This window comes from Nocardia sp. NPDC056000, assembly GCF_042269265.1.
Taxonomy (GTDB): domain Bacteria; phylum Actinomycetota; class Actinomycetes; order Mycobacteriales; family Mycobacteriaceae; genus Nocardia.
Genome location: NZ_JBHJXS010000028.1, coordinates 1 through 26,977, shown reverse-complemented (window position 1 = coordinate 26,977; position 26,977 = coordinate 1). Strand labels below are relative to the sequence as shown.

General features: G+C 66.4%; 24 protein-coding genes, 1 tRNA gene and 1 pseudogene. 12 read left to right on the top strand and 14 right to left on the bottom strand.

Features of this window, described 5'->3' with window-relative positions; translation table 11 throughout:
• Nucleotides 1-63 precede the first annotated feature (63 nt).
• Nucleotides 64-840, bottom strand: a complete 777-nt coding sequence (locus ACFC4D_RS46230) for a hypothetical protein (RefSeq protein ID WP_376073279.1) — start codon at nucleotides 838-840, stop codon at nucleotides 64-66.
• Between the two features lie 378 nt (nucleotides 841-1,218).
• Here ACFC4D_RS46230 and ACFC4D_RS46225 point away from each other — a divergent pair, with 378 nt between their 5' ends.
• From ACFC4D_RS46225 to ACFC4D_RS46215, 3 genes are all read left to right on the top strand, one after another.
• Nucleotides 1,219-4,464, top strand: coding sequence for a heterodisulfide reductase-related iron-sulfur binding cluster (locus ACFC4D_RS46225; RefSeq protein ID WP_376073276.1), 3,246 nt, complete (start codon nucleotides 1,219-1,221; stop codon nucleotides 4,462-4,464).
• A 278-nt stretch (nucleotides 4,465-4,742) separates the two neighbouring features.
• Entirely contained in the window at nucleotides 4,743-5,507 is a 765-nt protein-coding gene (locus ACFC4D_RS46220; protein ID WP_376073273.1) for a copper homeostasis protein CutC, read from the top strand.
• 221 nt (nucleotides 5,508-5,728) lie between these two features.
• Nucleotides 5,729-6,580, top strand: a complete 852-nt coding sequence (locus ACFC4D_RS46215) for a lytic polysaccharide monooxygenase (protein WP_376073270.1) — start codon at nucleotides 5,729-5,731, stop codon at nucleotides 6,578-6,580.
• Nucleotides 6,581-7,089: 509 nt separating this feature from the next.
• On the opposite strand, the pseudogene ACFC4D_RS46210 reads toward ACFC4D_RS46215, so the two are convergent.
• The 3 genes and pseudogenes from ACFC4D_RS46210 to ACFC4D_RS46200 form a co-directional block, all read right to left on the bottom strand.
• Nucleotides 7,090-8,343, bottom strand: a pseudogene (locus ACFC4D_RS46210) (YibE/F family protein); the annotation flags it as partial.
• A 466-nt stretch (nucleotides 8,344-8,809) separates the two neighbouring features.
• Nucleotides 8,810-10,069 (bottom strand): pyridoxal phosphate-dependent aminotransferase, encoded by a 1,260-nt coding sequence (locus ACFC4D_RS46205; RefSeq protein ID WP_364637896.1) that lies wholly within the window; start codon nucleotides 10,067-10,069, stop codon nucleotides 8,810-8,812.
• A gap of 28 nt (nucleotides 10,070-10,097) precedes the next feature.
• Entirely contained in the window at nucleotides 10,098-11,054 is a 957-nt protein-coding gene (locus ACFC4D_RS46200; RefSeq protein ID WP_375961051.1) for an XRE family transcriptional regulator, read from the bottom strand.
• A 633-nt stretch (nucleotides 11,055-11,687) separates the two neighbouring features.
• Between ACFC4D_RS46200 and ACFC4D_RS46195 the strand changes: the two genes are divergently transcribed.
• Complete coding sequence (locus tag ACFC4D_RS46195; protein WP_375961053.1) at nucleotides 11,688-12,137, top strand: hypothetical protein; 450 nt, start codon at nucleotides 11,688-11,690, stop codon at nucleotides 12,135-12,137.
• Nucleotides 12,138-12,276: 139 nt separating this feature from the next.
• Here ACFC4D_RS46195 and ACFC4D_RS46190 read toward each other — a convergent pair whose 3' ends face one another.
• The 3 genes from ACFC4D_RS46190 to ctaD form a co-directional block, all read right to left on the bottom strand.
• On the bottom strand, nucleotides 12,277-13,653 hold the full coding sequence (locus tag ACFC4D_RS46190; RefSeq protein WP_375961055.1) for an Hsp70 family protein: 1,377 nt from the start codon (nucleotides 13,651-13,653) through the stop codon (nucleotides 12,277-12,279).
• Between the two features lie 106 nt (nucleotides 13,654-13,759).
• A complete protein-coding gene (gene dcd / locus ACFC4D_RS46185) occupies nucleotides 13,760-14,329 on the bottom strand; it encodes a dCTP deaminase (protein ID WP_364636336.1) in 570 nt (189 codons plus the stop codon).
• 9 nt (nucleotides 14,330-14,338) lie between these two features.
• Complete coding sequence (ctaD, locus tag ACFC4D_RS46180; RefSeq protein WP_376073266.1) at nucleotides 14,339-16,102, bottom strand: cytochrome c oxidase subunit I; 1,764 nt, start codon at nucleotides 16,100-16,102, stop codon at nucleotides 14,339-14,341.
• A 235-nt stretch (nucleotides 16,103-16,337) separates the two neighbouring features.
• Here ctaD and ACFC4D_RS46175 point away from each other — a divergent pair.
• Together ACFC4D_RS46175 and ACFC4D_RS46170 are read left to right on the top strand one after the other, a co-directional pair.
• Nucleotides 16,338-16,408, top strand: a tRNA-Gly gene (locus tag ACFC4D_RS46175).
• 63 nt (nucleotides 16,409-16,471) lie between these two features.
• Nucleotides 16,472-16,963, top strand: coding sequence for an NUDIX hydrolase (locus ACFC4D_RS46170; protein ID WP_376073263.1), 492 nt, complete (start codon nucleotides 16,472-16,474; stop codon nucleotides 16,961-16,963).
• 20 nt (nucleotides 16,964-16,983) lie between these two features.
• On the opposite strand, the gene ACFC4D_RS46165 is transcribed toward ACFC4D_RS46170, so the two are convergent.
• The 4 genes from ACFC4D_RS46165 to ACFC4D_RS46150 form a co-directional block, all read right to left on the bottom strand.
• Nucleotides 16,984-17,433 carry a hypothetical protein gene (locus ACFC4D_RS46165; RefSeq protein ID WP_376073260.1) on the bottom strand — a complete coding sequence of 150 codons (450 nt, stop codon included), beginning with the start codon at nucleotides 17,431-17,433 and terminating at the stop codon, nucleotides 16,984-16,986.
• Nucleotides 17,434-17,538: 105 nt separating this feature from the next.
• A complete protein-coding gene (locus ACFC4D_RS46160; protein ID WP_364636348.1) occupies nucleotides 17,539-17,868 on the bottom strand; it encodes a hypothetical protein in 330 nt (109 codons plus the stop codon).
• 49 nt (nucleotides 17,869-17,917) lie between these two features.
• Nucleotides 17,918-18,214, bottom strand: a complete 297-nt coding sequence (locus ACFC4D_RS46155; RefSeq protein WP_364636351.1) for a hypothetical protein — start codon at nucleotides 18,212-18,214, stop codon at nucleotides 17,918-17,920.
• Complete coding sequence (locus ACFC4D_RS46150; protein WP_364636354.1) at nucleotides 18,201-18,425, bottom strand: hypothetical protein; 225 nt, start codon at nucleotides 18,423-18,425, stop codon at nucleotides 18,201-18,203. The genes ACFC4D_RS46155 and ACFC4D_RS46150 overlap by 14 nt, the downstream gene beginning before the upstream one ends.
• Nucleotides 18,426-18,521: 96 nt before the next feature.
• Here ACFC4D_RS46150 and ACFC4D_RS46145 point away from each other — a divergent pair, with 96 nt between their 5' ends.
• Both ACFC4D_RS46145 and ACFC4D_RS46140 read left to right on the top strand, forming a co-directional pair.
• Nucleotides 18,522-19,301 carry an alpha/beta fold hydrolase gene (locus ACFC4D_RS46145; protein ID WP_376073256.1) on the top strand — a complete coding sequence of 260 codons (780 nt, stop codon included), beginning with the start codon at nucleotides 18,522-18,524 and terminating at the stop codon, nucleotides 19,299-19,301.
• 27 nt (nucleotides 19,302-19,328) lie between these two features.
• Nucleotides 19,329-20,087 carry a crotonase/enoyl-CoA hydratase family protein gene (locus ACFC4D_RS46140; protein ID WP_375961067.1) on the top strand — a complete coding sequence of 253 codons (759 nt, stop codon included), beginning with the start codon at nucleotides 19,329-19,331 and terminating at the stop codon, nucleotides 20,085-20,087.
• Nucleotides 20,088-20,091: 4 nt separating this feature from the next.
• Here ACFC4D_RS46140 and ACFC4D_RS46135 read toward each other — a convergent pair whose 3' ends face one another.
• Nucleotides 20,092-21,015 carry an NAD-dependent epimerase/dehydratase family protein gene (locus tag ACFC4D_RS46135; protein ID WP_376073253.1) on the bottom strand — a complete coding sequence of 308 codons (924 nt, stop codon included), beginning with the start codon at nucleotides 21,013-21,015 and terminating at the stop codon, nucleotides 20,092-20,094.
• 109 nt (nucleotides 21,016-21,124) lie between these two features.
• Between ACFC4D_RS46135 and ACFC4D_RS46130 the strand changes: the two genes are divergently transcribed.
• The 3 genes from ACFC4D_RS46130 to ACFC4D_RS46120 all read left to right on the top strand — a co-directional run bounded on the left by ACFC4D_RS46130 (nucleotide 21,125) and on the right by ACFC4D_RS46120 (nucleotide 24,188).
• On the top strand, nucleotides 21,125-22,069 hold the full coding sequence (locus ACFC4D_RS46130; protein WP_376073250.1) for a GlxA family transcriptional regulator: 945 nt from the start codon (nucleotides 21,125-21,127) through the stop codon (nucleotides 22,067-22,069).
• A gap of 225 nt (nucleotides 22,070-22,294) precedes the next feature.
• Nucleotides 22,295-23,404, top strand: a complete 1,110-nt coding sequence (locus ACFC4D_RS46125) for a DUF4185 domain-containing protein (RefSeq protein ID WP_376073247.1) — start codon at nucleotides 22,295-22,297, stop codon at nucleotides 23,402-23,404.
• A gap of 37 nt (nucleotides 23,405-23,441) precedes the next feature.
• Nucleotides 23,442-24,188: a class I SAM-dependent methyltransferase gene (locus ACFC4D_RS46120; RefSeq protein WP_376073244.1), complete on the top strand. Its 747-nt coding sequence runs from the start codon at nucleotides 23,442-23,444 to the stop codon at nucleotides 24,186-24,188.
• Between the two features lie 21 nt (nucleotides 24,189-24,209).
• Here the strand turns inward: ACFC4D_RS46120 and ACFC4D_RS46115 are convergent, their stop codons facing one another.
• Together ACFC4D_RS46115 and ACFC4D_RS46110 are read right to left on the bottom strand one after the other, a co-directional pair.
• Nucleotides 24,210-24,812 (bottom strand): alpha/beta family hydrolase, encoded by a 603-nt coding sequence (locus tag ACFC4D_RS46115; RefSeq protein WP_376073241.1) that lies wholly within the window; start codon nucleotides 24,810-24,812, stop codon nucleotides 24,210-24,212.
• 9 nt (nucleotides 24,813-24,821) lie between these two features.
• Entirely contained in the window at nucleotides 24,822-24,983 is a 162-nt protein-coding gene (locus ACFC4D_RS46110) for a hypothetical protein (RefSeq protein ID WP_376073238.1), read from the bottom strand.
• A gap of 113 nt (nucleotides 24,984-25,096) precedes the next feature.
• Between ACFC4D_RS46110 and ACFC4D_RS46105 the strand changes: the two genes are divergently transcribed.
• On the top strand, nucleotides 25,097-26,923 hold the full coding sequence (locus ACFC4D_RS46105; RefSeq protein WP_376073282.1) for an acyl-CoA dehydrogenase: 1,827 nt from the start codon (nucleotides 25,097-25,099) through the stop codon (nucleotides 26,921-26,923).
• Nucleotides 26,924-26,977: the final 54 nt, after the last annotated feature.

Genomic DNA, 26,977 nt, shown 5'->3' with positions numbered 1-26,977 from the left:
GGATGCCGCCGATACCGGCCAGCGCGACGAAGGTCGGGATGGCGGTGAGGCAGAGCACGATGGTCATGCACTGGTACCCGGGGTGGCCTGGAAGGTGTTGATCAGGTCCATACCGGCAACGCCCAGCGCGGGTGCGCCGAAGGCGATGGTGCCCAGGATGCCGCCGATACCGGCCAGCGCGACGAAGGTCGGGATGGCGGTGAGGCAGAGCACGATGGTCATGCACTGGATCGCGCCCAGGGCAATGCCGATCGCGCCGCCGATGACGACACCGACCGCGGTGCCGACGAAGCCGCCGATGGCGGTGGCGAGACCGAACTGGGTGGTGAAGTTGTTCATCGCGCGCTGGTCCTCGACCGGCGAGGCGATTTCCTGAGCCGATGCGATCGGCTTCTCCTGTGCGACAGCGACAGTCGGCGTGTTGAACACCGGGAGCGCGGCGGCGTCGAAACCGGCCGGCTTCTCGGGCACCAGCTCGAGCACCTTGTTGTCGTTCTTCAACGCGGCCGCGACCGGGATCTTGGTTCCGGCGACGGAGTAGTTGAGCGGGAAGGAGACGGCGGTGACGCCGTCCGGACCCTTGACGTTGACGATCGTCTGCTTCGGGTCTTCCTTGGTGGCTCCGTCGACCTGAGCCAGCTCGAAGGTGCCGTTCTTCAGCGTCGAGACGATGGTCTTGACGTCCTTGTCGCCGACCTTCTGGTCGACCAGCTTGGACGAGTACTGGATACCCGTCGGCTCTGCGGGGGTGGGAGCGTTATCGGCATAGGCAGAAGTCGTCCCGATGGTCATTGCGCCGATGACCATGGCAGCCGCCGCAGTGGTGCTGCGAAACTTCATTCGGTTTTTTCCAATCCATCATCAGGTAGATCCGCTGTCCGCATCTTCGCCACGCGAGGCCCTGGCTTCCCTCGGGCCCTGCCTACGCGCTAACGGCGAACTCTCCCCGAGCATGTGAAGATGCGCACAGACTTCGGACGTCGTGAGCTTAATCGAACAGTGACCGATTAGCGACATTCATAACGCCCCGAAATAGCGGGGCTTTCCAAGTAAGCCTGCCCTTTGTTACGCGCGTGATTTGCCGGGATTTACGGTGTGGGAAAACCCTGGACAGCTAAGTTACCGGCGGGTAACTTACTGTCCGTTAGGATACGAGCCAGCCAAGGCGGACCAGGCCGTCCTCGGAGAGCTTGTTGAACCGGTCAGAAAGGTCGCGACATGAATGCCCTGACAGTGACACTGGGCACGATTGGAGCGGTGTTCACAGTCTTCTGTTGGGCATCGTTCATCGGAGGCGTGCGCAACATAACGCGCACCATCATGGTCGGGCAGTCCGCACCCGATCGGTGGCGGCCGTTCCTCCCCCGCTTCAAGACCATGTTCGTGGAGTTCCTCGCGCATACGCGCATGAACAAGTTCCGCACGGTCGGCTGGGCGCACTGGCTGGTCATGATCGGCTTCCTCGCCGGATTCATCCTCTGGTTCGAGGCGTACGGCCAGATCTTCAACCCCGAGTTCCACTGGCCGATCATCGGCTCCTGGGGCATCTACCACCTGGTGGACGAGCTGCTGGGCATCGGCACCGTGGTCGGCATCGTGGCGCTGATCATCATCCGCCAGCTGAATCATCCCCGTGTGCCGGAACGCCTTTCGCGCTTCAGCGGCTCGAAGTTCGCCCCCGCCTATGTGATCGAGAGCATCGTGCTCGTCGAGGGCCTGGGCATGATCTTCGTGAAGGCCGGCAAGATCGCCACCTACGGCGAATCGCACACCTGGAGCGACTTCTTCACCGAGCAGGTCGCCAAGCTGCTGCCCGAATCGATCGCCATGGTGTCGATCTTCGCGTTCATCAAGCTCTGCTCCGGCGCGCTGTTCCTGCTGCTGGTCGGCCGCAATGTCACCTGGGGTGTGGCGTGGCACCGCTTCGCCGCGTTCCCGAACATCTACTTCAAGCGTGAGGACGACGGCACCGTCGCCCTGGGCGCGCTGAAGCCGATGATGTCGCAGGGCAAGCCGATCGATATGGAGACGGCGGACCCGGACAACGACACCTTCGGCGTCGGCAAGTTCGAGGATTTCTCCTGGAAGGACATCCTCGACGTCACCACCTGCACCGAATGCGGCCGCTGCCAATCCCAGTGCCCCGCATGGAATACCGGTAAGCCGCTCTCGCCCAAGCTGCTGATCATGTCGCTGCGCGACCACGGCTACGCCAAGGCCCCGTACCTGCTGGCCGGTGGCCGCAAGGATATGGGCGGTGACGAGATCGGTCTCGTCGACGCCGAGGGCAAGCCGAATGAGCGTGCGCTGGCGCAGATTCCGGAGGCCGCGCGCGCCGAGGCCGAGCGCCCGCTGGTCGGCGGCGAAGATGTGAGCGGCATCATCGATCCCGAGGTGTTGTGGTCCTGCACGACCTGTGGTGCGTGTGTGGAGCAGTGCCCGGTCGATATCGAGCATGTGGATCACATCATCGATATGCGCCGTTACCAGGTGTTGATCGAGTCGGAGTTCCCGTCCGAGCTCGCGGGTCTGTTCAAGAACCTGGAGAACAAGGGCAATCCGTGGGGTCAGAACGCCAAGGATCGCCTGAACTGGATCAGCGAAATCGATTTCGAGGTCCCGGTTTTCGGTAAGGACGCCGATAGCTTCGACGGGTACGAGTACCTGTTCTGGGTCGGTTGTGCCGGTGCGTACGAGGATCGTGCGAAGAAGACCACCAAGGCCGTGGCCGAGTTGCTGGCCACCGCGGGTGTGAAGTTCATGGTGCTGGGTCAGGAGGAGACCTGCACCGGTGACTCGGCGCGGCGTGCGGGTAACGAGTTCCTGTTCCAGCAGTTGGCCATGCAGAACATCGCGGTGCTGGATTCGGTGTTCGAGGGTGTCGAGGCGTCCAAGAAGAAGATCGTGGTCACCTGTGCGCACTGCTTCAACGCGTTGAACAATGAGTACCCGCAGGTCGGCGGCACCTACGAGGTGGTGCACCACACCCAGCTGCTGAACCGCCTGGTGCGTTCGAAGAACCTGATCCCGGTGTCCCCGGTCGCGCAGAACGTCACCTACCACGACCCCTGCTACCTGGGCCGGCACAACAAGATCTACGACGCGCCGCGTGAGCTGATGGAGGCCTCGGGCTCCAAGCTGATCGAAATGCCCCGCCACGGTGAACGTTCCATGTGCTGTGGCGCCGGTGGCGCGCGCATGTGGATGGAGGAGCAGCTCGGCAAGCGCATCAACGTCGACCGCGTCGACGAGGCCCTGGACACGCTCAACGGCGGCAATGAGCCGTCCATGATCGCGACCGGCTGCCCGTTCTGCCGCGTCATGCTCACCGACGGCGTCACCGCCCGCAAGGACAGCGGTGAGGTCGGCCAGGGCGTCGAGGTCGTGGATGTCGCCCAGCTCATGCTGCAGTCCATCGACCGCGTCGACTCCGGTGTGCTGACCGAGAACCTGAAGGTCATCCAGCAGCCGAAGGTCGAAGAGCCGGAACCCGTTTCGGAGCCCGAGCCGGTCGCGGCCGAGGCCGCCGTCGCCGAAGCCGCGCCCGCCGAACCCAAGGCCGCTCCGGCGGGCAAGGGTCTCGGGATGAAGGGTCCGGCCAAGGCTCCGGGCGGTAAGGGACTGGGTATGAAGGGCGGCCTCAAGGCCCCCGGTGCCAAGCCCGCCGCCACCGAAGCGACCGCCGAAGCGGCTCCGGCCGAGGCCAGCGAGGCGGCGGCTCCGGCCGCACCCGCCAAGGGTCTGGGTATGAAGGGTGCCGCCAAGGCTCCCGGCGGTAAGGGTCTCGCCATGAAGGGCGGGCTCAAGGCTCCGGGCGCGAAGGCGGCTCCGGCCGAAACCGCCGCTCCCGCAGCCGCTTCCGCCCCGGCGGATACCGAGGCGACGGCGGCCCCGGCCGCACCCGTCAAGGGTCTGGCCATGAAGGGTCCGGCGAAGGCTCCGGGTAAGGGTCTGGCCATGAAGGGCGCGGCCAAGGCTCCGGGCGCCAAGCCCGCCGCCGCACCGGCCGAGGCCACCGCGACCGAGGCGACCTCGGCCGCCGCGGAAACCGCTGCCGCCCCGGCGGATTCGGCACCGGCCACCGCGGCAGCGGCTCCGGCCGAGGCCACCGAGGCCAAGCCGTCCATCGCGCCCAAGGGTCTGGCCATGAAGTCCGGCCTCAAGCGCCCCGGGCCGAAGGCTCCCGGCGCTGCGGCTCCGGCTGCCCCGGCCGCCGCGGCTGCCGAAGCTCCGGCCACCGAAGCCCCTGCGGCACCGGCTGATTCGGCACCCGAGGCAGTTGCCCCGGCTCCCGCCGAAACCGCCCCCGCCGAAGCGAACGGCACCGAAGCCAACGGCACCGAAGCCAAGGCCACCGACGCGGCTCCGGCCACCGAGGGCAATGGCGCGGCCAAGCCGCCGGCCTCCAAGCCGGGCGGCCTCGGCTTCAAGTCCGGTATGAAGGCCCCGGGCAAGAAGAACTGACGCCCGACCGCGACTGACGAAGGCGCGCCACCCACCCGGGTGGCGCGCCTTCGCCGTTTCCGCGCCCGCCGCACCTGACCCGCGCCGGGCGGCGCGCGACGGTGCCCGGCAACCGATCCGGGACTGCCGGGCGAAGGTTGCCGGGGCCGCGCTCGTACCCGGCGAGGTGGGATCAGATCGGCGTGTGCGCTGGTCGGTGCGGCGAAATCGGGTTAGCCCGCATGATTCTGCTAATGCCCGGCAAACATTGTCGGTGATCTTCGACCATAATTCGAGGTATGACGGATGCGGGAGCGGTTCGGGTCGAGATCGGAGTCGAGTCGCTCGAGGGGGTTCGGATCGCGGATGCGGCGGGGGCCACTCGGGTGGAATTGTGTACCGGGCTGTCGGTGGGCGGGCTGACACCGAATATCGCGCTCATCGAAGCGGCCGTGGCGGCGGCCTCGAAGGTGCAGGTGCATGTGCTCATTCGGCCGCGCCCGGGTGATTTCCGGTATTCCGCCGATGAGGTGGCGCTGATGCGCGCCGATGTGGAGCGGGTGCGGAGCGCGGGTGCGCACGGGGTCGTGATCGGCGTGCTGGACGAGCTCGGCCATGTGGCCGCGGCTCCCAATGCCGAATTGATCGCGGCCGCGGAGGGTATGGAGGTGACCTGTCATCGGGCCTTCGATGTGTGCGCGGATCCCTATGACGGCTTCGATCAATTGCTGGAACTGGGGTTCACCAGATTGCTCACCTCGGGACGGCAGGAGTCGGTGCTCGACGGCGCCGCGCTGATCACGCGGCTGGTCACCTTGGCGGACGGGCGAATTCAGGTGATGGCCTGCGGCGGCCTGCGCGCCGACAACGCGCGGCGGGTGATCGAATTGACGGGGGTGCGGGATCTGCATGCGGCGGTGCGCGTTCCGGTGCCCGCGCTGACGCGGCCGGACGGTACCGATGTCTCGTTCGCGGAGATCGGCGCGCCCAGCGGGTACGACCATTTCGTCACCGATGCCGATGGCGTCGCCGCGCTCCGCGAGGCGGCGCGACTTTCGGTTTAGGAATTCATCCGATCTGGATAATGAGTTTGCTGGAGCACAGTTGAAGTTTGCTGTGCTCCATTATTTTTGACTTTCTCGAGCTAGATCGCTTGACCAAAACGTTGCTGCCACATATCTTTCAGAGCACGATTTTGCTTCAAAGTGATTCGGATCACGTCACGGATCCATCACGGGACAGCACGCCGGCCCCCGCTGCCCCCTTGTCTCGCAAGGAGTTTCAGGTGGTTAGCAGTAGAAGACTGTCCATTGTCGCGGCCTCGATCGGGCTCACACCTTTTCTGGTGGCGATCCTGCCCGCGGCGGTGGCCAACGCACACGGCTATATCTCATCCCCGCTGAGCAGACAGGCGCAGTGCGCCAAGAGCATCGTGTCCTGCGGGGATATCAAGTACGAGCCGCAGAGCGTGGAAGGTGTGAAGGGCCTGCGCAATTGCAGCGCCAATATCTCCCGGTTCGCCGAACTCGACGATGACAGCAAACCCTGGCAGGTCCAATCCGTGGGCAGCACAGCCACTTTCACCTGGACCTTCACCGCCCTGCATCGAACCCTGAACTGGGAGTACTACATCGGCGGCACCCGGGTCAGCCTGGTCGACGGCAACAATCAGCCCCCGCCGTCCGACGGCGTCACCCACACCATCGACCTGAGCGGCTACAGCGGCAGGCAGAAACTCCTGGCCATCTGGAATATCGGCGATACCGCCAACGCCTTCTACTCCTGCCTGGACCTGCAGATCGGCGGCGGCGGAACACCCACCACCACACCGCCTTCCACCACCGTGCCGCCGACGACCACCAAACCACCGGTCACCACCACGGCACCGCCCGCGACGACGCCCCCGGCCACGACCACCACCAAGCCACCGGTCACCACGACGGTTCCGCCGACCACCACCCATCAGCACACCACCACCGATCAGCCCGCGGGCAATGCTTGGACCGTGGGCGCGCGCTACGAGATCGGCGATGTCGTCACCTATCAGGGCCGCCGCTACCGCTGCTTACAGGCGCACACCGTCTACGACCCGAACTGGATGCCCTCGGCGACACCCGCACTATGGCAACGCCTCTGACCGGTCACCGACTCTCCGATCCGGTGCTCACACCGCGCCTTGACACCGAATCGGAGTAAGAGGGTGGCGCGCTCCGCCGAGCGCGTCACCCTCGCCCGTTCTCAAGGCTTGGAGTGACGGCCCCCGCGCGGCGGCTGCTGCGGCTTCGAGGGCGGGCGCGGCAGTGACGGATCCGTATCCTCGTAGGGCGAATCCTGTTGTTCCGAAGCGGCTCTCAGCGACCAGGGAGCGGGCGGTTCGCCCTGCGGGCGCACCACGTTCTGTGGCCCCGATGCGGGCCAGGATTGCTGCGGCGCTTCCTGCCACGCGTCCTGCCAGGGCTGTTGCGGCTGTTGCGGCGCTGGTGCTTCCTGCCGCTGCGGTGGTGCGTCCTGCCTGCTCGGTGAGCTCACCGTCGGCGCTTGGCGCGGGCCGCGCGGCGGTGAGACCGGCTGTGCCGCATCACCTGTCGCGGTGGGGCGGGTTCCGGCGGGGCGGGCGGCGCGTTTGGCGGGGCGCGGGCGGTTGGCACCGGTTCGCACCGCGACCGGGGGCTTATGACCGAAGGGGCGGGCCAGGATGACCGCGATGGCGGTGGTCAGCGGTACCGAGAGGGCGAGGGCGATACCGCCGACCGCGGAGCGCGCGATCTCGATGCCGACGGCGTCACCGGTGAGCACATCGCGCATGGAGCGGCCCGCGACGCTGAACAGCAGCAGCAACGGCAGCGCGCCACCGGCGTAGGCGAGCACCAGGGTGTAGACGGTACTGGCGATATGGTCCCGGCCGACCCGCATGGCGGCGGCGAAAATGCCTCGGCGGGAAGCCTTCTCGTCGAGGGCCGCCAGTTCGAAGGCGGCGGAAGCCTGGGTGATGGTGACGTCGTTGAGCACACCGAGCGAGCCGATGATGAAGCCCGCCAACAGCAATCCGGTAATGCTCACGTGCTGGAGATAGGTCGCCACATTGGTGTTCTGTTCCTCGGACAGACCCGTCAGATGCGTCATCTTCAGTGCGACCCAGGACAATACGGCCGCCAGCACCATGGAGGTGAGCGTGCCGAGCAGCGCCGAACTGGTGCGCAGGTTCACCCCGTGCGCCAGATACAGCACCGAGTACAGGATGAGCGAGCCCGCGACCAGCGCCACCGGAATGGCCGGTTTCCCGTCCAGCAGCGCGGGCAGCATGAAGCCCACCAGCACCACGAAGGCGAAGCCGAGCCCGATCAGCGCTCGCAGGCCGCGCCAGCGCGCCACCACGATGATCACCAGCGCGAAGGCTCCGACGATGAGGCTCAGCGGCAGTCCGCGCGCGTAATCGTCGAACGAGTACACGGTGGCCCCGTTGGTATCGCTCTGCCGCACGATGCGCAGGCTGTCGCCGACGCGCAGATCGGGTTGTCCGGGGCCGGGCGCGATCTCGAAGAGCGTCTTCTTACCCTTGTCCGCACCCGAGTCGATGGTGACGATGCTGCGCTGGCAGTTGTACGCATTGCTGCGCGGCGCCTGCGGCTTATCCTCGAACGGCTTTCCCAGCGAAGGACTTCCGCACGGTCCGAGGTCCTGGCTGATCACCGTCCCGGCCTCGGTCACCAGTGCCCCGCCGCCGCCGTTCTGCATGGGCAGCGGAATGTCCACGTGCTGACTGCTGGGCCAGAGCCAGATCGCGCCGCCCACCACCAGCACCCCGATGAAGGTCAGCAATCCGATGACGACCCACTTGGCGGTGGCGCCGATGGCGATGGGTCCGGAGTGGTCATGGTGGTGGTGATGGTGATCGCTCACTCAGGGAGCCTAAACGAAAACCGTTCCCGAAGCTCTAACCGGAGAACCAACGGGACAACTGATCTCGTGAGGTGGGGGTAACTCCGGGGGTACCCCCGAAACGGGACCAAAATCCCTGGTTAGTCCGGTTGAAAAGTCTCCACGGCCTAAGTCCCGGCAGAAGTCACGGGGAGGCGGTGGAGAATTCCTGGAGGGGCGGCGGAGAGCAGGGGGATGTCTCCGCCGCCCGGGACGGCGGCCCAGGGGGGGTAGGCCGACCAATCCAGGGCCAGACGTCCCAGGGGGGGTAGGAGGTCTGGCCGGGCACCTGAGTGCCGAGTCCCACTGTACACAAAAGTCAGTTCTTTGCGCTAGCTAAGTCTCTAAAAACCGAACTTTTTCGTACTAGCGGTTTGTTTTTGGCTTTGTCGCAACCCGGACACTGGACAAACGCCCAGTTCACCGGACGTATGTCCCAATCCCCTACCTACTGACGGTAACTCGACAAAAAGTTGCCGAACCGCTCGATCGCCACCGACAGGTCCCGCGCCCACGGCAGCGTCACGATCCGGAGGTGGTCGTGGTGCGGCCAGTTGAACCCGGTCCCCTGCACCATGAGGATCTTCTCCTGCAGCAGCAGATCCAGCACCAGCTTCGAATCATCGTGGATCTCATGGACTTCCGGGTCCAGGCGCGGGAACGCGTACAGCGCGCCCTGCGGCTTCACGCACGAGACGCCCGGAATCGTATTGAGCTTCTCCCACGCCACATCGCGCTGCTCGAGTAGTCGCCCGCCCGGCAGAATCAGATCCTCGATGCTCTGATGCCCGCCGAGCGCCACCTGAATGGCATGCTGCGCGGGCACATTCGGGCACAGCCGCGAGGACGCCAGCAGCGAGATGCCCTCCAGGAACCCCTCGGCGTGATCCTTCGGCCCGGTGATCACCAGCCAGCCGGAGCGATACCCCGCCACCCGGTACGCCTTGGACAGCCCGTTGAAGGTCAGGCACAGCAGATCCGGCGCGAGCGAGGCCAGCGAGATGTGCTTGGCATCGTCGTACAGGATCTTGTCGTAGATCTCATCGGCCAGCAGCAGCAGTTGATGCTTGCGCGCCAGATCCACGATCTGCTGCAGCACCTCCGCCGAGTACACCGCACCCGTCGGATTGTTCGGATTGATCACGACAATGGCCTTGGTCTTGTCGGTGATCTTGGATTCCATATCGGCGATATCCGGCTGCCAGCCATTGGACTCATCGCACAGGTAGTGCACCGGGGTGCCGCCCGCGAGGCTGGTCATGGCCGTCCACAGCGGATAGTCCGGCGCGGGCAGCAGCACCTCGTCGCCATTGTTCAACAGCGCCTGCATGGTGATGGTGATCAGCTCGGAGACGCCGTTGCCCAGGTAGACATCGTCCACATCGAACTTCGGGAAGCCCGGCACCACCTCGTACCGCGTCACGATGGCCCGGCGCGCGGGCAGGATGCCCTTGGACTCGGAATAGCCCTGCGCGTACGGCAGCGCGGCGATCATGTCGCGCATGATCACGTCCGGGGCGTCGAAACCGAACGGCGCGGGATTGCCGATATTGAGCTTGAGAATGCGGTGGCCCTCGGATTCCAGCCGCGCCGCGTGTGCGTGGACCGGTCCCCGGATCTCGTAGACCACGTTCTGGAGTTTGGTCGACTGCTCCAGGACGCGCGGGGACCGATGCGGTAGGTGACTGGAAGGACTCACCCGTCCAATGGTGCCATCCGCCCGCAACCAGCTTTTTTCACCGCACGGAATCGGGCGGCAACATGCTCTTGGCGGCGGTGGTGCCGCAGAACTCCTCGATCCGCTCATCCAGTTGCCTGGCCTCGACGGCCTCGCGGAACCCGGGCCGGATCAGGCGCTGGCGCAGCCCGCCGAGCCGTTCCTCCAATTGCGCGATCCGCTTGTCCTCATCGAGTTGCAGCACCGGTTGCAGGGCTTCGGCGGCACCGTCCAGGCTGCCGTTGATCAGGTGCGCGGCCGCGCTGTCCACCCGGGCGAGCGATTCCGCGCCGTACGAGCGCTGTTCGGTGGGCCCGTTCGAATACAGCTCGATGGCGCGCCGGGTCGCCTCCAGCGCGGGTTCGGCCTGACCGAGATGGATATAGGTCGCGCCCGCGTAGTACTGCGCCTTGGGCTGATTGAAACCGAAGACGCCGCCGACCTCGTCGTGCAGCGTGTCGCTGGAATTGCCGTCGCGGGCGTCGTCGGCGGCGTGGATGCAGCGCTCGGTATCGGCCGGTGCGCCCAGGCGGGACCAGATGCGCGCCTCGATATTGTGCAGCCGCACCTGCGAGGTCGCGGACTCCGCGTACTGCTGTCCGCTCTGCGCCAGCAGCACCGCGCGGCGCGGACGGTCGGACCAGTATTCGATCAGCGCCTGCATACCGCGTGTCCAGGCCCGTAAACCGTTGTGGCCGCACAACTCCGCGTAAGCCCAAGCGGCCCTTGCCTGTTCGCCCGCGGCGTCGACGTAGCCGAGATCGGTGCTGGCATTGGCCAACAATCCGGACAAAGTCCCCGCGAGCAGGTAGAGGTGACCGGTATCGGCCGGGCGCTGATGCCCCTCCAGCAGGCGGTAGACGCGGCGGCGCACCCGCAGCATCTCCACCATCATGGGCACCGGCGGGACGTGCACGTAATCATTGGCGATTCGCGTGACATCGGCATCGAGCTGCTCCAATGTGGTGGCACCCACATTGGAACTCTCCGCCCTCCCGGCGTGCTCGCTTGCTTCATGGGCAGCCGCCATGATCAGATCCCTCTCCGAAATAGCCGCTAACGCATCGCCCCTCATCGCACCCGTATCGACGAGTGCCAGCAGTTCCGCGTCGCTGGAATAACTGGCCTGCGCCGGAACATCCTGGCGCGCATCGAAACCCGGTACGGGGCGGTCGATCAGTGGCTGGTCGATCAAAGCCGCGAACCGGGCCCGCACAATATCGTCGGACCTGGCGAGAGAGGTATCGAGAGCGGCCTGATTGACGGGGCGGGGGTGGACGCGATCGCCACCGGCCTCCCACTTAGAAACCAGACGTTCGTGAACGCCCAAATGCGCCGCGAACTCCCGGATACTCATCCGTTTGGCATCGCGGAGGGCACGGGCCTCTTTACCTGACCACTGCCGGACCACGACGTCATCCTTCCGAACGAACTCCGATGTCCAGGGTACGAGCGCATCGTGACCACGGCCACAGCCGAAACATAGCTGGTATGACCAAATTACGCGCGAGTAGCAGTGGCAGTGCTTGGGCAGCGCAAGGAGGGCATGCGGGCGTTACCGCGCGGGCCGCCCGGCCGCACCCTGGAATCGGGAGGCAGGAGTCGGGTCGTGAATACGGACAAGCTGCGCACGGTGCAGGACTGGGTGTCCTTCTACCGGCACGAATTCGGGCTACCGGTAGCCGAACGCGGCGGCTTCGTCATGCTCCCGGTCACCGCCAAGGTCGGCGTGTTGCATTTACCCGTGGCGCGCGCCGAAATGGTCCGCGCCGCACTGCGACAGCAGCGCCGCACCGGTCCCATGCTGGCACGGCAGATTCGCTGGAGCTTCCTCGTCGAACCCGATTCCCGTCCGGGCGAACAGATCCTGACCGCGCTCAATCGGATGGACATCGGCATACCCGCCATCGGCAGCGCCGTCATGCTGCCGACCGGTCTCGGCCGCTGGACGCGTGAGGGCTGTCACTGGGTGGTGCCACCCGCCCGCGAACTCCAACTCCCACCCCTGTCGCTGCTCGTCACGACGGCGCTGGCGGTGGGGAATATGAGCGAGGACTGAACGCAGCCGGCCCTCGCATCCGGCGCGAATCGCGCCGGGCCCACCGGATCCGCCCCATTTCCGGCAGTCGACGGGGCGGATCCGGCGGGTGGGAGCGCGCCGCCAGTGGCAGCGGAATGGCTGTGCAACGCCGAACGATTCAGCCGCCGGGCGGCGGGAACAGCGGCGGGAGTGTGGGAACGATCACCGGCGGCAGGCCCGGAATGATCGTGATGGTGTTCGGGCCCGGCGGCGGCGGGGCCTCGGTGGTGGTGGTCGTCTCCCGGCGCGGCGGCGGCGCGGCCAGCGACTCATTGGTGGCATCGGTGGTGGTGGGCACCACCGTGGTGGTCTCGGTCGCCGGTTTCGTGGTGGTCGGCACCGCCGAGGTGGTCCCGGCATCCGAACTCTGCGAATCGTGTTCCAGCACTTGCGGACCCCAGCCCAGCGAGACGCCGATCGCGGCGACCACGACCAGTGCGCCCACCGCCACCCCGGCGATGCTCACCTCGCGGCGGCGGCTGAACTTCTCCGCACCGGCACTCGATAGCAGCGGCGGCACCGATTCATGCTGCGGCGGAAGCGAATTCTCGAACGCGCTGGTGAACGGCGCGGGCGCGGGCCGCTGCCGCACCGGGCGGGCCAGAATCGCCGCACCCCGGGTGGCGACCGTCTCCGGATTGGCGGGCACCAGCACCGGCACCCCCAGCCAGCGCCGCAAAACTCTTGCCACCAGCGGAATCTGGGCGCAGCCGCCGATCAGCGCGACCGCCTGCACCGGCTGCTCGGATCTCAGGATCACATCGCGCGCCATGCGCGCCGACGATTCCACCGCCAGCATGATCAGCGCTTCGAAGTTCTCCTGCGACAGCAGTACCAGGCCCTCGGTGGACGGCAGCGCGACCGCGCTGTTCTCCGACAGCTGTTCCTTGGCGGTGCGGCACAGCGCGTCCAGTGCGGCCAGACCGGCCGCGTCCGGCGGATGCGCGATGCGCCCGGAGGCGATCTGCTGTTCGCGGATCAGGGAATCCAGGTAATCACCGCTGATATCGCTGGTGCGCTCGCTGTAACTCACCTGACGCGTACCGGTGTCGACCACCGTCACCGAAAGTCCGGACGCGCCCAGATCGTAGAGCGCGACGGTGCTGAAACCCTGCAGCTCACCGGAGAATTCGAGGAATTCCAGCGCCGCGGCCACATCGGGCACGAGTTCGTAATCGGTGAACTGACGGCGAGCCAGCTCGGCGCGAATCGCGCGGGCGTGCTGTTCGTCCCGGAAAGCGATGGCGGTGGCGGTAATCCGCTGATCGGCGCTCAGTATCGCGCCGATGGCGTCCGCGGCCAGCTCCTCGACCCGGCGATCGTCCACCGGAACGGTCTGCACATCGAACGCGTCGGCGGCCTGTGGCTGGACGGTTCCGCGCCGGGCGGAATTCCCCGCGAGCGGGCGTGCGACGCGAACCGCGCCCGCCCCCACGGAAACTCCCAGTACCGAACTCATTCGCTGCCCATTCGTTGCCACACTGACCACGCTCACGCACTGATGATGTGCGTGCGGTGCATATTACGGTCGGGTCACTTTACCTGTCGCCGCCACCTTACGACGCCCGAAGCCGTACGTACACCCGCAGAGCTCAGTTGCCTTATGGCGTTTGGAAGTTCAGGTAGGCACGCGACGGGGTCGGACCGCGCTGACCCTGATATTTCGAGCCGACAGCGGCACTGCCGTACGGATTCTCGGCAGGTGAACTCAATCGGAACAGGCAGAGCTGACCGATTTTCATACCCGGCCACAGGGTGATCGGGAGGTTCGCCACATTCGACAGTTCCAGGGTGATGTGCCCGCTGAAACCCGGATCGATGAAGCCCGCGGTGGAGTGGGTGAGCAGGCCGAGCCGGCCCAGGCTCGACTTGCCCTCCAGGCGGCCCGCGAGATCGTCCGGCAGGCTGCACACCTCGAGGGTGGAGCCCAGCACGAACTCACCCGGATGCAGCACGAACGGCTCATTGGCGGCGGGTTCCACCAGCGAGGTCAGCTCGTCCTGCTGTTGCGCGGGATCGATATGGGTGTAGCGGGTGTTGTTGAACACCCGGAAGAGGCCGTCCAGCCGCACATCGATACTCGACGGCTGCACCAGCTTCTCGTCGAACGGGTCGAGCCCGAGACGCCCTTCGGCGATCTCCTTACGGATGTCGCGATCGGAAAGCAGCACGCCAAGAGACTAGTTGTCGCTGTCCTTCACCTCGTCCGTCGGGGTCTCGGCGAGTTCGACGACGTGCTGCCGGGTGGGTAGCGGCCAGCTCGAATGCGCCTCGGCGCGCATGCGCTCGACCATATGTGGATAGTGCAGTTCGAAGGCCGGGCGCTCGGAGCGGATGCGCGGTAGTTCGTAGAAGTTGTGCCGGGGCGGCGGGCAGGTGGTGGCCCATTCCAGGGAATTGCCGTAGCCCCACGGATCGTCGACGGTGGCGACTTCGCCGAAGCGGTAGCTCTTGAAGACATTCCAGACGAACGTGATCATCGACAGCCCGAGCACGAACGAGCCGATGGTCGAGATGGTGTTCAGCGTGGTGAAGCCATCGCTCGGCAGATAGTCGGCGTACCGGCGCGGCATGCCCTCGTTGCCCAGCCAGTGCTGCACCAGGAAGGTGGTGTGGAAGCCGATGAACGTGGTCCAGAAATGCAGTTTGCCCAGGCGTTCGTCCATCATGCGGCCGGTCATCTTCGGGAACCAGAAGTAGATGCCCGCGAAAGTGGCGAACACGATGGTGCCGAACAAGACGTAATGGAAGTGCGCCACAACGAAATACGAGTCCGAGACATGGAAGTCCAGCGGTGGCGCGGCCAGCACCACACCCGACAGACCGCCGAACAGGAATGTCACCAGGAATCCGATGGACCACAGCATGGGCGTCTCGAACGTCAGCTGCCCGCGCCACATGGTGAATATCCAGTTGAAGAATTTCACGCCGGTGGGCACCGCGATCAGGAATGTCATGGCCGAGAAGAACGGCAGCAGCACCGATCCGGTCGCGTACATGTGATGCGCCCACACCGCCACCGACAGCGCCGCGATGGACAGCGTCGCGTAAACCAGTGTGGTGTAACCGAACAGCGGTTTACGACTGAACACCGGGAAGATCTCGGTGACTATGCCGAAGAACGGCAGCGCGATGATGTACACCTCGGGATGCCCGAAGAACCAGAACAGGTGCTGCCACAGAATCGCGCCGCCATTGGCCGGATCGTAGATGTGCGCACCCAGGTGCCGGTCCACCTCCAGCGCCATCAGCGCCGCGGTGAGGATCGGAAAGGCAAGCAGCACAAGCACACTCGTCACCAGGATATTCCAGGTGAAGATGGGCATGCGGAACATGGTCATACCCGGGCAGCGCAGGCAGACCACCGTGGTGACCATATTGACGCCGCCCAGAATGGTGCCGACGCCCGAGACCGCCAGCCCCATGATCCACAGGTCAGCGCCGACGCCCGGCGCGTGCACGATGTCCGAGAGCGGCGTGTACGCCGTCCAGCCGAAGTCCGCCGCACCGCCGGGGGTGACGAAACCGGCGGTCGCCATGGTCGCGCCGAACAGGTACAGCCAGTAGCTGAGCGCGTTCAGACGCGGGAACGCCACATCGGGTGCGCCGATCTGCAGCGGCAGCACCGCGTTCGCGAACCCGAACACGATCGGGGTCGCATAGAACAGCAGCATGATGGTGCCGTGCATGGTGAACAGCTGATTGAACTGTTCGGGCGAGAGGAATTGCAGCCCCGGCCGCGCCAGCTCCGCCCGCATGAGCAGCGCCATCACGCCCGCGATCAGGAAGAACGACATGGCCGAGAACAGATAGAGAATCCCGAGCACCTTGGGATCGGTGGTCGTGAGCGCTTTCCAGAGGAAGGATCCCTTGGGCTCGCGCCGCCGGGTGGAAGGCCGCACGGCCTCCAGTTGCGGTATATCCCGCGATGGCACCGTGGTCATACGTCACCCCCATGGGAGCACGGACGCACGCGCCAGCAAACGTTCAGCGCAACCCAAAGTCACTGTGGTGGACAGGCTTTCGACCCTGCGCCACAGTCTACGACCGCCCCCGTACAAAACCCCCCGGTTCGCGCAAAACGATCACCCCACCCCGGCGCGCCGCCCCCGGACACGGCCCCGACTCCCAGGGTTGGCTGTGGCCGGGAGGGGTCTGATAGAGTCGCGAAAGCATCATGCCGATGTAGTTCAATGGTAGAACTCCTGCTTCCCAAGCAGGTAGCGCGGGTTCGATTCCCGTCATCGGCTCAAACGAAGATCCTCCGCCGAAATCCTTTGGCGGGGGATCTTTTTCATTCCTAGGATCTGATCATGGGAATCACACGGGCCACCGCGCGAGTCATCCTGCTCGATCCCGACGACCGGGTGCTGCTGTTCCGCTTCGCCCCACCCGAACCCTTCGAGGAGAAGGTCGGCTGGCTCACCCCCGGCGGCGGCCTCGACCCGGGCGAATCACTCCCCGACGGCGCGATCCGCGAACTCTTCGAGGAAACCGGCCAGCGCATCGACCCCACCCGCCTGAGCCAGGTGGTAGCCGTCTCCTCCGGCCAGTGGACCTCCTCCGAAGGCGTCCTCTACGACGCCACCGACTCCTATTTCCTGGTCCGCACCACCTCCACCACCGTGGACATCTCCGGCCACCAGGAGGTCGAGCGCAACGCGCTGTCCGGTCACCGCTGGTGGCCGCTGGCCGAACTGGAGCGGACACCGGACCGAGTGTTCCCACTCGGCCTGGCTGCCCTGCTCAGTCGCCTGCTGGCCGGAGACATGCCCGCCGAACCCGTCGAACTGCCCTGGCGCTGAGGGTCATTCGCGGCTGACGACTACTTCACGCATTCGGTGGTGATGCGTTTTACGGCGGTGCCGGCCTTGCGGAAGTCCTCGGAGGTGAGGTTGAGGGTGGCGGGGTTGGTGTAGCCGTGGTCGATGAGTTTTTGGATGCCGCTGTCGGAGAGGCCGGTGTCGATGTAGATGCCGGCTACGCAGTCGGCGGTCTTGGCGTCCAGGCCGCCCTTGTCCTGCAGGGACTTCGAGATCTGCGGGGCGGTGAGGGTGGAGCCGCCGGGGGTGGCCGCGCCGGAGGTGGTGGGTGCGCCCGATTTGGCGGGCGAGGTGGTGGTGGTGGTGCTGCCGCCGGGGGTCGCGGTGGTGGTGACCGCGGCGGCGGGGGCGGAGCTGGCCGTGACCAGGTTGGCGGGGGTGCTGTCGTTGGTGCTGCACGCGGCGAGCAGAGGCAGCGCGAGCAGCGCTGCCGCGATTACGGATTTCCTCATCGCATTCCTCGATCTCTCGGGCGGCGGGGGGGTTCGCCGTCACCCGAGAGTGCGCGCAGGTACTTACGATCGGCTAGCGAAACGCCAAAAACGCAGGTGCGGAGACTAGTTGCCCTTCAGGCACTCGCTCACGATCTTATTGGTGGCCGAACGCGCCTTGTCCGCGTCCGCGGTGGACATGCCGAGCGATTCCGGATCGGTGCCGGTGGCGCTCTTATTGTCGCTCTTGATCATGAGACGCAGGCCGTCCTGTGAAATCCCCTCGTTCACAAAGAGTTTCGCCGCGCAGTCGGCCAGCTTGGCATCCTTGAGGCCGCCGTTCTGCAGCGACTTCGAGATGTCGTCCTGGGACACGGCCGCAGGCTTGTCATCACTACCGCAGCCCGCCAGCAGCGGCAGTGCCACGAGCGCGGCGGCGATCAGGGAAATCCGCACGGGTTCCTCACTTCTCACGAATCAATGTGGTTGGGCCGCAGGAACGATCTCACAGATCCATGGCGGCGCGCAGCGCTGTGTCGATTCGCTCGGCGGTCTCGGTATCCACGGCATCGACGCGTTCCTCGAGCCAGCCCCGATAGATACGACCGAGATTGCCCGCGTGCACCCAGCCGTACCCGGGAATCGGCACCGCGAGAATATCGCGCGGATCCTCATCCATCACCTCGGCCGCGATCAGCCACGGCCGCGGCGACTCATTGATGCCATCGCTGCTGATCAGCAGGATATTGCGAACTCGTTCGGAACCGTGCGGGTGATAAACCCAGAGTTCACCCCTGCGCACGCAACTCCTTCTCGGCGGCGGCCAATTCCGCTTCGTCGTCGACGGCCTGCTGCACCGGATCGAAACCGGGACCGCAGCCGGTGCGCACGGCCTCCCGGCGCGCGGCGCGCGATATCCATGCGGAGGGCGATATACCCGCGCGGGCCGCGGCCTGCTCGGCATACGCCCAGGACGCCTCATCGAGTGAGAGGGTCACCTTACGGGTTGCCATACCTTTTATCGTACCGCCGCCCGACCGGGAAGGAAGGGCTGTTCGAGGGCCGAAAAGCTCAATTGGCACGCGGCCAACGACTGTTAGGGTCGATGCATGGCCAAGCTGAATCACCATCGCGCGGGCACCGGCGACCCACTGGTCCTCGTGCACGGCGTCGGCAGTCGCTGGCAGGTGTGGGAACCGATCATCGACACCCTCGCCGCCTCCTTCGATGTGATCGCGGTGGATCTACCCGGATTCGGCGGCAGCGAACCGCTCACGGACACCACGGTGTCCACCCTGGCCGACGCCCTGGTCGAATTCCTCACCGTCGAAGGTATCGAAAACCCGCACCTGGCAGGCAATTCCATGGGCGGCGGCATCATCCTCGACCTGGCCGCGCGCGGGCTGGCGCGTTCGGTCACCGCCTACTCCCCCATCGGATTCTGGGACACCCCCGGCCGCATCTGGTGCCAGCAGGCGCTCGGCCGCGCCAAACAACTCACCAAAGTGCTGCATCCGGCGGTCCCGGCGCTGCTCGGCAATGCCGCGGGCCGCACCACCTTCCTGAGCCTGGTACTCGGGAAGCCGTGGGCGCTGGACCCGGCAATCGCCGTCGACACCGTCGAGGGCCTGCTCGGCGCGGGCGGCTTCGACGCCGCACTGGCCTCGTTCACCGACTTCCGGCTGCCCGACCGCACCCGGCTGGACAGCATCCCGGTCACCATCGCCTGGGGCAATCGTGACATTCTGCTCACGTACGCCACCCAGGCCCGGCGCGCCCGCGAGGCCCTGCCGGGCGCGCGGCATGTCACGCTGCACGGCAGCGGGCATACCCCGTTCTACGACGATCCGGCGGGCTGCGCCCGGCTGCTGCTGGATCAGCTGGACTGACACCCGAGCAGCCGAAGAGGAAAGACCATGAGCAACAACGTCTCCCTGCGTTTCGAAGGCGACCGCGCCTACGTCGCCCTGGACCGGCCGGACAAGCACAATGGCCTCACCATCGATATGCTCCGCGAACTCGCCCGCGTCGCCCGGACCATCGGGGGCCGCAAGGATATTCGCGCGGTCATCCTCTCCGGCAACGGCCCGAGCTTCTCCTCGGGCCTGGACGTCGCCAAGGCCATGAGCAATCCGCTGGACGTGGTGCGCTCGTTCGTACCGCTGCCGTGGACCGGCACCAATGACTTCCAGGAAGCCTGCTGGGCCTGGCGACGCCTGCCGCAGCCGGTCATCGCCGTCGTGCACGGCCGCTGCTACGGCGGCGGCTTGCAGATCGCGCTGGCGGCCGACTTCCGTTTCGTCACACCGGATTCCGAGTTCTCGGTGATGGAGGCCAAGCACGGCCTGATCCCGGATATGACCGGTGCGGCCACCCTGTCCCGCCTGATCGGCATCGATCAGGCGCTGCTGCTCACCATGACCGCCGATCCGGTCGACGCCGCCTACGCCGAACGCATCGGCCTGGTCACCGAGGTGAGCGCCGATCCGCTGGCCGCCGCCGAGAAGCTCGCCGACCGCATCGCCACCCGCTCCCCGCATGCCGTCGCGAGCGCCAAGAAGCTGTTCGACCGCAGCTGGCAGTCCTCGGTGCGGCGCACCCTGGCCATCGAACGCGCCACCCAGCTGCCGCTGATCATCCGCCAGGCCCTCGGCAAGGGCGGTAAGCCCGAATAGCGACTCACGCGGCGAGCGGCAGGGTGATCGTTTCGGCGATCACCGCCTCGATCGGGGTGGCGGTGAGCCCCAGCGCGCGCTCCGTCACCGTCGCGTCCAGTACGTCGGGATGTTCGAGGGCGTAATACATTTCGATCATCTCGGCGATGACCGGATTCTCCAGCCCGGCCCAGGCCAGCTCGTGCCGGGTCATCGGCACGAAGACCGGGGCCGATACCCCCGCAGCCGCGGCGATCCGAGTGGTCAACTCGCGCACCGAGATCCGGTTGGACGGCACATGCCAGGCTCGGCCCCAGGCGATCTCGGAGCGAGCGGCCGCCGCCAGGGTTCGGGCCACATCACCGATATACGACCAGGATTTCTCGACATCCAGATCGCCCGGATACGAAACCGGCTCCCCGGCAAGCAGTTTCGGCACGACGAACATGTTGTACACCGAGGAGGCGGCCTCGCGCCCCAGGAACGCGGACGCCCGCACCTCGGTCACCCGCGCCCGGCCCGCCTCGTGCGCGGCCAGTGCGTCCAGCCACATTCGCGCTCGCACAGCGCCTTTCACCGCGATCGGAGCCATCGGCAGATCCTCGGTGAACGCGCCGTCCACCCGCCCGTAGCCGTAGGTATTGCTCAGCGAGACGTATCCCGCGCCGGTCCGCTCGGCCGCGGTCAGCAGCGCCGCACCGATCGGCGGGAATTCGGCGGGCCAGCGATCGTAGGCGGGCCAGGTGGTGTTGATCAGACTCACGGCCCCCGTGGCCAATTCGCTCATCCGGTCCGCGTCGGTGGTGTCTCCCACCACCAATTCGATGCGCGGATGCGCCGGTCCGAGACCGCGGCGGCTCACCAGCCGGACCCGTTCCCCGGCCTCCGCGAGTTCGAGCGCGGTACGGCTCCCGGTACCCCCGGCACCGGCGACGACGTGCAGTGACATCGGAATTCCTCTCCCAGCGGCCGCCCGTGCGGCGGCCCGGAAACCACTCTGCCGAGCCGGATCCGGGTACGGTAGTGGCCGGAAAGCCAGATATCCCAAGGATCGAGCCATGCACAGGATCGCGGTCGTAGCGGTACCGCCGGTGACCACATTCGACCTGTCGATTCCGGAGGTGGTCTTCCCCGCCACGGTCATCGACGGCGCGCCCGGATACGAGGTGACGCTGTGCACGCCCGATCCGGGCATCGTGCCCGGCTACAACGGCACGCCCGTGGTGATCGAGCGCGGACTGGACGCGGCCGCGACCGCGGACACCCTCATCATCACCGGAACCGGAGCCCGCGCCGAAGGCGATCCGCGAGTGCTGGATGTCCTGAGAACCGCTGCGGCCCAGGGCAAGCGGATCGCCTCCATCTGCACGGGCGCGTTCGTGCTGGCCCAGGCCGGACTGCTGGACGGCCGCCCCGCCACCACCTACTGGCTGTTCTCCGACGAGATGCGCGAGCGCTTCCCCGCGGTGGATCTGCAACCCGATGTGCTGTTCGTCGACGACGGCCGGATTCTCACCTCCGCCGGACTCGCGGCGGGAATCGACCTGTGCCTGCACATGATTCGCGCCGATTACGGCGCGGTCGCCGCCAACGCGGTCGCGCGGCTGGCGGTGATGGCCCCCTTCCGGCCCGGCGGCCAAGCCCAATTCATCGAGACACCACTGCCGCCGGAGACCGGCGCCTCGCTCGCTGCGACCCGGGAGTGGGCGCTGGCGCGATTGGAGCAGCGGCTCGCGCTGCGCGACCTCGCGGCGCACGCGAATGTCAGCACCCGCACCCTCACCCGGCGGTTCCGGGAGGAGACCGGTGCGAGCCCACTGCAGTGGCTGCTGCATCAGCGAGTGGATCGCGCCAGAGAGTTGCTGGAGGCGACCGGGCTGTCCATCGAGGAAGTCGCGCGGCGGTCCGGACTCGGTACCGCCGAATCGTTGCGTCAACATCTGCTGCGCCGGAATGGGCTGACGCCGAGCGGCTATCGCGTTGCGTTCAGCCGCAGGCGGTAGCTGTGCGACGCGCCGGTATCCACATCTGCGCAGTTCAAACCCGAAACGGTGCTCTAATCGATACCGGTAAGCCAATTCACGGCAAACAATCCCGATAGCTCGCCCGCAAGCCCCAGTTCCGCTGTTAGCATTTTCACACTTTGCCAGCGAGCCGAACACCTTGTGCGGTCCGTCACATATCGTGTGGTCGCGCATGATTTTCGGCGAGAACCGGAGGACCACGCATTGACCAAGTCCGCCTCCGTGCTGCTGTCCGCGATCGCAGGTGCTTCGGCCTTGCTGCTCACGGTGACAGGCCCGGCCGCAGCCAATCCCAATGCCATCAATCCGATTCCGGTGCTCAATGGCACCAATGGGCTACCCCAGCTGCCCGGTCGCACCAAAGCGGTCTTCCAGGTCACCGGTATGCAGAGCCCCAACAACACCCAGGCCTACAACGTGCTCGGGACCGACCTCGGCATCATGTGGGACAACGGCAACGGCGAAATGCTCACCACCTTCGGTGACACCGCCGGCCTCGGCTTCCCCAATCTGCTGGTCGGCAGCACCTGGGCCTGGCGCTCGAACATTCTGGTGCGCTCGCACACCCAGAATCCGTCCAACGGCATCTACTTCGACAGCGTCGTGCGCGATATCTTCGGCCAGGCACGCGATCTCATCCCCAGCCCGAAGATCCCGTTCCTGGAGATCAGCCGCATCCCCACCGCGGCCATCTCGGTCGGCGGCACTCAGTTCATGAGCCTGATGTCCGTGCAGAGCTGGGATGATGTCGGCCAGTGGACCACCAATTTCTCCGGTCTCGCCGTCTCCGGTGACAACGGCGAGAACTGGGTGGAACTGCCCGCCACCCGCCGCCCCGACGATCACGGCAATGCCAACTTCCAGATGAACTCGTTCGTCAAGAACGGCGGCTTCGTCTACGAATACGGCACCGCGTCGGGCCGCAATAATCCGGCATTCGTGGCACGCGTACCCGAGGCGGCCATCGGCGACCTCGGAGCATACGAATACTGGGTGGGCGATCAGTGGAAGCGCGGTGACGTGGACGGGGCCACCCCGGTCATCGGCGGCGGCATCGCCGAGATGTCGGTGCAGTGGAATGACTATCTCGGGCAATACATCATGCTCACCACGGATCCGTGGAACTCGGTGGTCATGTACCGGGCGCCGAATCCGGAGGGGCCGTGGAGCGGGCCCGAGGTGCTCATCGACACCCGGGAACTCCCGACCGCGTACGCGCCGTCGATCTTCCCGTACCAAACCGGCCGTGATCTCTACTTCCTCACAACAGTCCACAGCCAGTACAACGTGATCCTGATGCACACCACTCTCTGACAAGTCGTGTTTCGGGTCGGCTTCTAGACTCGGGGGCATGGATGCCGACGGCTGGGACAGGCACTACTCGAGTACCGAGTTGGTGTGGGGCGCACCGCCGAACGACACCGTGGTCGAGCAGGTGTTCGGGCTGGAGCGGCGACTGCCGCTGACCGGATTCGGGGTCGGCGAACCGCGGCCCGAACTGCCCCGGGTACTGGACCTCGGCTGCGGTGAGGGACGCAACGCACTGTGGCTGGCCACGCACGGGTGGCAGGTCGATGCCGTGGACTACTCGCAGGCGGGCATCGACAAGGGGCGCACCGTCGCCTCGCGACTGTCGCGCTCCGTGCGCGGGCGCATCAGCTGGCATTTCGCCGATGTGACCGATCTGCTCGCCGCCGGACTCACCGGACCGTACGAGCTGATCCTGCTGGCCTTCGTGCACCTGCCCGCCGCCGACCGCCGCGCCCTGCTGCTGAGCGCCGCCGGCATGCTCTCCCCCGGCGGCACCCTGCTCGTGCTCGGCAATGACACCTCGAATCTCACCGAAGGTTATGGCGGCGAACAGGATCCGGCACTGACCTTCACCCCGAACGATATCGTCGACGATCTCGCCCCCACCGGCGACGATCTGCGCATCCGGGTGGCGGATCGGGTGCACCGTCCGACCGAGGAACGCGACGCCATCGACGCGCTGGTCGTGGCCACCAAACCGATTCCGGAGGAAGCGGCCCCGGCCCTGCCCGCCGACGCGGTCGCGGAGCCCCTCCCGCTCGAAGCGCCTACACCGGCGGACGACTGACCCTTTCCGTCATTCCGGTGTCTATGCGGTCCAGCGAAGCAGCCACGGGGTGACTGTTCCGGTGATGTCGTCGAAGCCCGCGCGGTAGGAATGCGCTTGGCCGGGAATGACTTTGACCTCGGTGGCGTCGGCGGGGTCGGGGATGCCGAAGGGGTCGCGGGCACCGTTCACGACCACAACCGGGATATCGCCGACGTCGAGGAGTTCCTCGCGGCGGGATTTCTCCGGCTTACCGGGTGGGTGCAGTGGAAATGACAGGGCGACAACGCCCTTGGCCTTCGCCGCGACGGCGGTGCGGCAGGCGACGCGCGCGCCATTGCTGCGGCCGCCCTGGATGAGCGGGACGCCGCGGAACTTCCTGCGCACGGCGGTGATGATCTCCAGCCAGGCGGCGTCCTGCACGTCGGCCTTGCCGGGGGCGCGGCGGCCCGCCACGCGATAGGGCTGGGTCACCAGGACCACCGCGCCACCGGATTCGAGGGCCGAATCACGCACGGCGAGCAGGTCTTTCGCATCCACGCCGCCGCCGGAACCGTGCGTGAGCACCAGCAGGAAGGCGGGCGGTTTCTTCGCGGGTCGCGCGATGTCGATCTCGGCGGGACCGGCGCTGGTTTCGATGCGCACCGCCTCACGCTAGCGATTGCGCGGCTGTGAATTCGCGCGCCGCTCCGGCCGCTGATCAGCGGGTATCGGATCACCGCCGATTCGGCCGGGATGCGGGCCCTGAGCGGCGCGGGTGCCTTTCATCACATTGGCCTCGATCGTCTTGAGACGGCCCTTACCCATGGGTAACATGGCGCTTAAGTTACCCGTCAGTAGCGCTAGCTTTACGGTGTCTACTCGGTGGACCAACGGGCGGGAACGGCACAACCGAACCGCACCCATCTCAATGGAGAGTGAGTACGACCATGGGTCACTACAAGAGCAATGTCCGCGACCTCGAGTTCAACCTCTTCGAGGTGCTCGGCCTCGGTTCCCTCCTGGACGGCGGCGCCTACGGCGACCTCGACACCGAGACCGCCAAGGAAATGCTGAACGAGGTCCGTCGCCTGGCCGAGGGCCCGCTCGCCGACTCCTTCGAGGACGGCGACCGCAACCCGCCGACCTTCGATCCGGCCACCCACACGGTCACTCTCCCCGAATCCTTCAAGAAGTCCTACCGCGCCCTCGAGGACGGCGGCTGGGCCAAGGTCGGCGTGCGCGAGGAGCTCGGTGGCCTCGGCGCCCCGTCCGCCCTCACCTGGGCGCTCGGCGAAATGATCCTCGGCGCCAACCCCCCGGCTCAGATGTACGCCGCCGGTGCGGGTTTCGCGCAGGTCTTCTACAACAACGGCACCGATGAGCAGAAGAAGTGGGCTCAGGCGATCGCCGACCGCAACTGGGGCGCCACCATGGTGCTGACCGAGCCGGACGCCGGTTCGGACGTCGGCGCGGGCCGCACCAAGGCCGTCAAGCAGGAAGACGGCTCCTGGCACATCGAGGGCGTCAAGCGCTTCATCACCTCGGGCGACTCCGACGACCTGTTCGAGAACATCATGCACCTGGTGCTGGCTCGCCCCGAGGGCGCCGGACCGGGCACCAAGGGCCTGTCCCTGTTCTACGTACCGAAGTTCCACTTCGACTTCGAGACCGAGACCCTCGGCGAGCGCAACGGCGTCTTCGTGACGAACGTCGAGCACAAGATGGGCATCAAGGTTTCGGCCACCTGTGAGGTCACCTTCGGCGGCCACGGCGTGCCCGCCAAGGGCTGGCTGGTCGGCGAGGTGCACAACGGCATCGCGCAGATGTTCGACGTCATCGAGAACGCTCGAATGATGGTGGGCACCAAGGCCATCGCGACCCTGTCGACCGGTTACCTGAACGCGCTGGACTACGCCAAGATCCGCGTCCAGGGCGCCGACCTGACCCAGATGACCGATAAGGCCGCGCCCCGCGTGACCATCACCCACCACCCGGACGTGCGCCGCTCGCTGGCCATGCAGAAGGCGTACGCCGAGGGCCTGCGCGCCATCTACCTGTACACCGCCGCGCACCAGAACGCCGATGTGGCGGAACTGGTTTCGGGCGCCGACAAGGATCTGGCGTTCCGCGTCAACGATCTGCTGCTGCCGATCGTCAAGGGTGTCGGTTCCGAGCGCGCCTACCAGTACCTGACCGATTCGCTGCAGACCTTCGGTGGCTCCGGCTTCCTGCAGGACTACCCGATCGAGCAGTACATCCGCGACGCCAAGATCGACTCGCTGTACGAGGGCACCACCGCCATCCAGGCGCAGGACTTCTTCTTCCGCAAGATCGCCCGCGATCGCGGTGTGGCGCTGGCCCACGTGGCCGGCCAGGTGCAGAAGTTCATCGAGCGCGAGGGCGGCAACGGTCGCCTCAAGGCCGAGCGCAAGCTGCTCGCCACCGCCCTCGAGGATGTGCAGGCCATGGCCGCCACCCTGACCGGGCACCTGATGGGCGCCCAGCAGGATCCGAAGGAGCTGTACAAGGTCGGCCTGGGCTCGGTCCGCTTCCTGATGGCCGTCGGCGATCTGCTCATCGGCTGGCAACTGCTGCACCACGCCGAGGTCGCCATCAAGGCGCTGGACAACGGCTCCACCGAGGCGTTCTACACCGGCAAGATCGCCACCGCGCAGTTCTTCGCGCGCAACGTGCTGCCGGAGCTGACCGCCACCCGCGCCATCCTGTCGAACCTGGACAACGACATCATGGAGCTGGACGAGGCCGCGTTCTGACCTGAGCCCGCGGCTCGATAGCAATCGGTGCGCCCCCGGGATGACTCCCGGGGC

Bases quoted from the DNA above. Each gene is read 5' to 3' on its own strand.
- ACFC4D_RS46105 (WP_376073282.1), top strand. From the start codon at position 25,097: ATGGGTCACTACAAGAGCAATGTCCGCGACCTCGAGTTCAACCTCTTC.
- ACFC4D_RS46130 (WP_376073250.1), top strand. From the start codon at position 21,125: ATGCACAGGATCGCGGTCGTAGCGGTACCGCCGGTGACCACATTCGAC.
- ACFC4D_RS46110 (WP_376073238.1), bottom strand. From the start codon at position 24,983: ATGTTACCCATGGGTAAGGGCCGTCTCAAGACGATCGAGGCCAATGTG.
- ACFC4D_RS46135 (WP_376073253.1), bottom strand. From the start codon at position 21,015: ATGTCACTGCACGTCGTCGCCGGTGCCGGGGGTACCGGGAGCCGTACC.
- ACFC4D_RS46230 (WP_376073279.1), bottom strand. From the start codon at position 840: ATGAAGTTTCGCAGCACCACTGCGGCGGCTGCCATGGTCATCGGCGCA.
- ACFC4D_RS46220 (WP_376073273.1), top strand. From the start codon at position 4,743: ATGACGGATGCGGGAGCGGTTCGGGTCGAGATCGGAGTCGAGTCGCTC.
- ACFC4D_RS46165 (WP_376073260.1), bottom strand. From the start codon at position 17,433: ATGAGGAAATCCGTAATCGCGGCAGCGCTGCTCGCGCTGCCTCTGCTC.
- ctaD (WP_376073266.1), bottom strand. From the start codon at position 16,102: ATGACCACGGTGCCATCGCGGGATATACCGCAACTGGAGGCCGTGCGG.
- ACFC4D_RS46225 (WP_376073276.1), top strand. From the start codon at position 1,219: ATGAATGCCCTGACAGTGACACTGGGCACGATTGGAGCGGTGTTCACA.
- ACFC4D_RS46150 (WP_364636354.1), bottom strand. From the start codon at position 18,425: ATGGCAACCCGTAAGGTGACCCTCTCACTCGATGAGGCGTCCTGGGCG.
- ACFC4D_RS46145 (WP_376073256.1), top strand. From the start codon at position 18,522: ATGGCCAAGCTGAATCACCATCGCGCGGGCACCGGCGACCCACTGGTC.
- ACFC4D_RS46140 (WP_375961067.1), top strand. From the start codon at position 19,329: ATGAGCAACAACGTCTCCCTGCGTTTCGAAGGCGACCGCGCCTACGTC.
- ACFC4D_RS46120 (WP_376073244.1), top strand. From the start codon at position 23,442: ATGGATGCCGACGGCTGGGACAGGCACTACTCGAGTACCGAGTTGGTG.
- ACFC4D_RS46170 (WP_376073263.1), top strand. From the start codon at position 16,472: ATGGGAATCACACGGGCCACCGCGCGAGTCATCCTGCTCGATCCCGAC.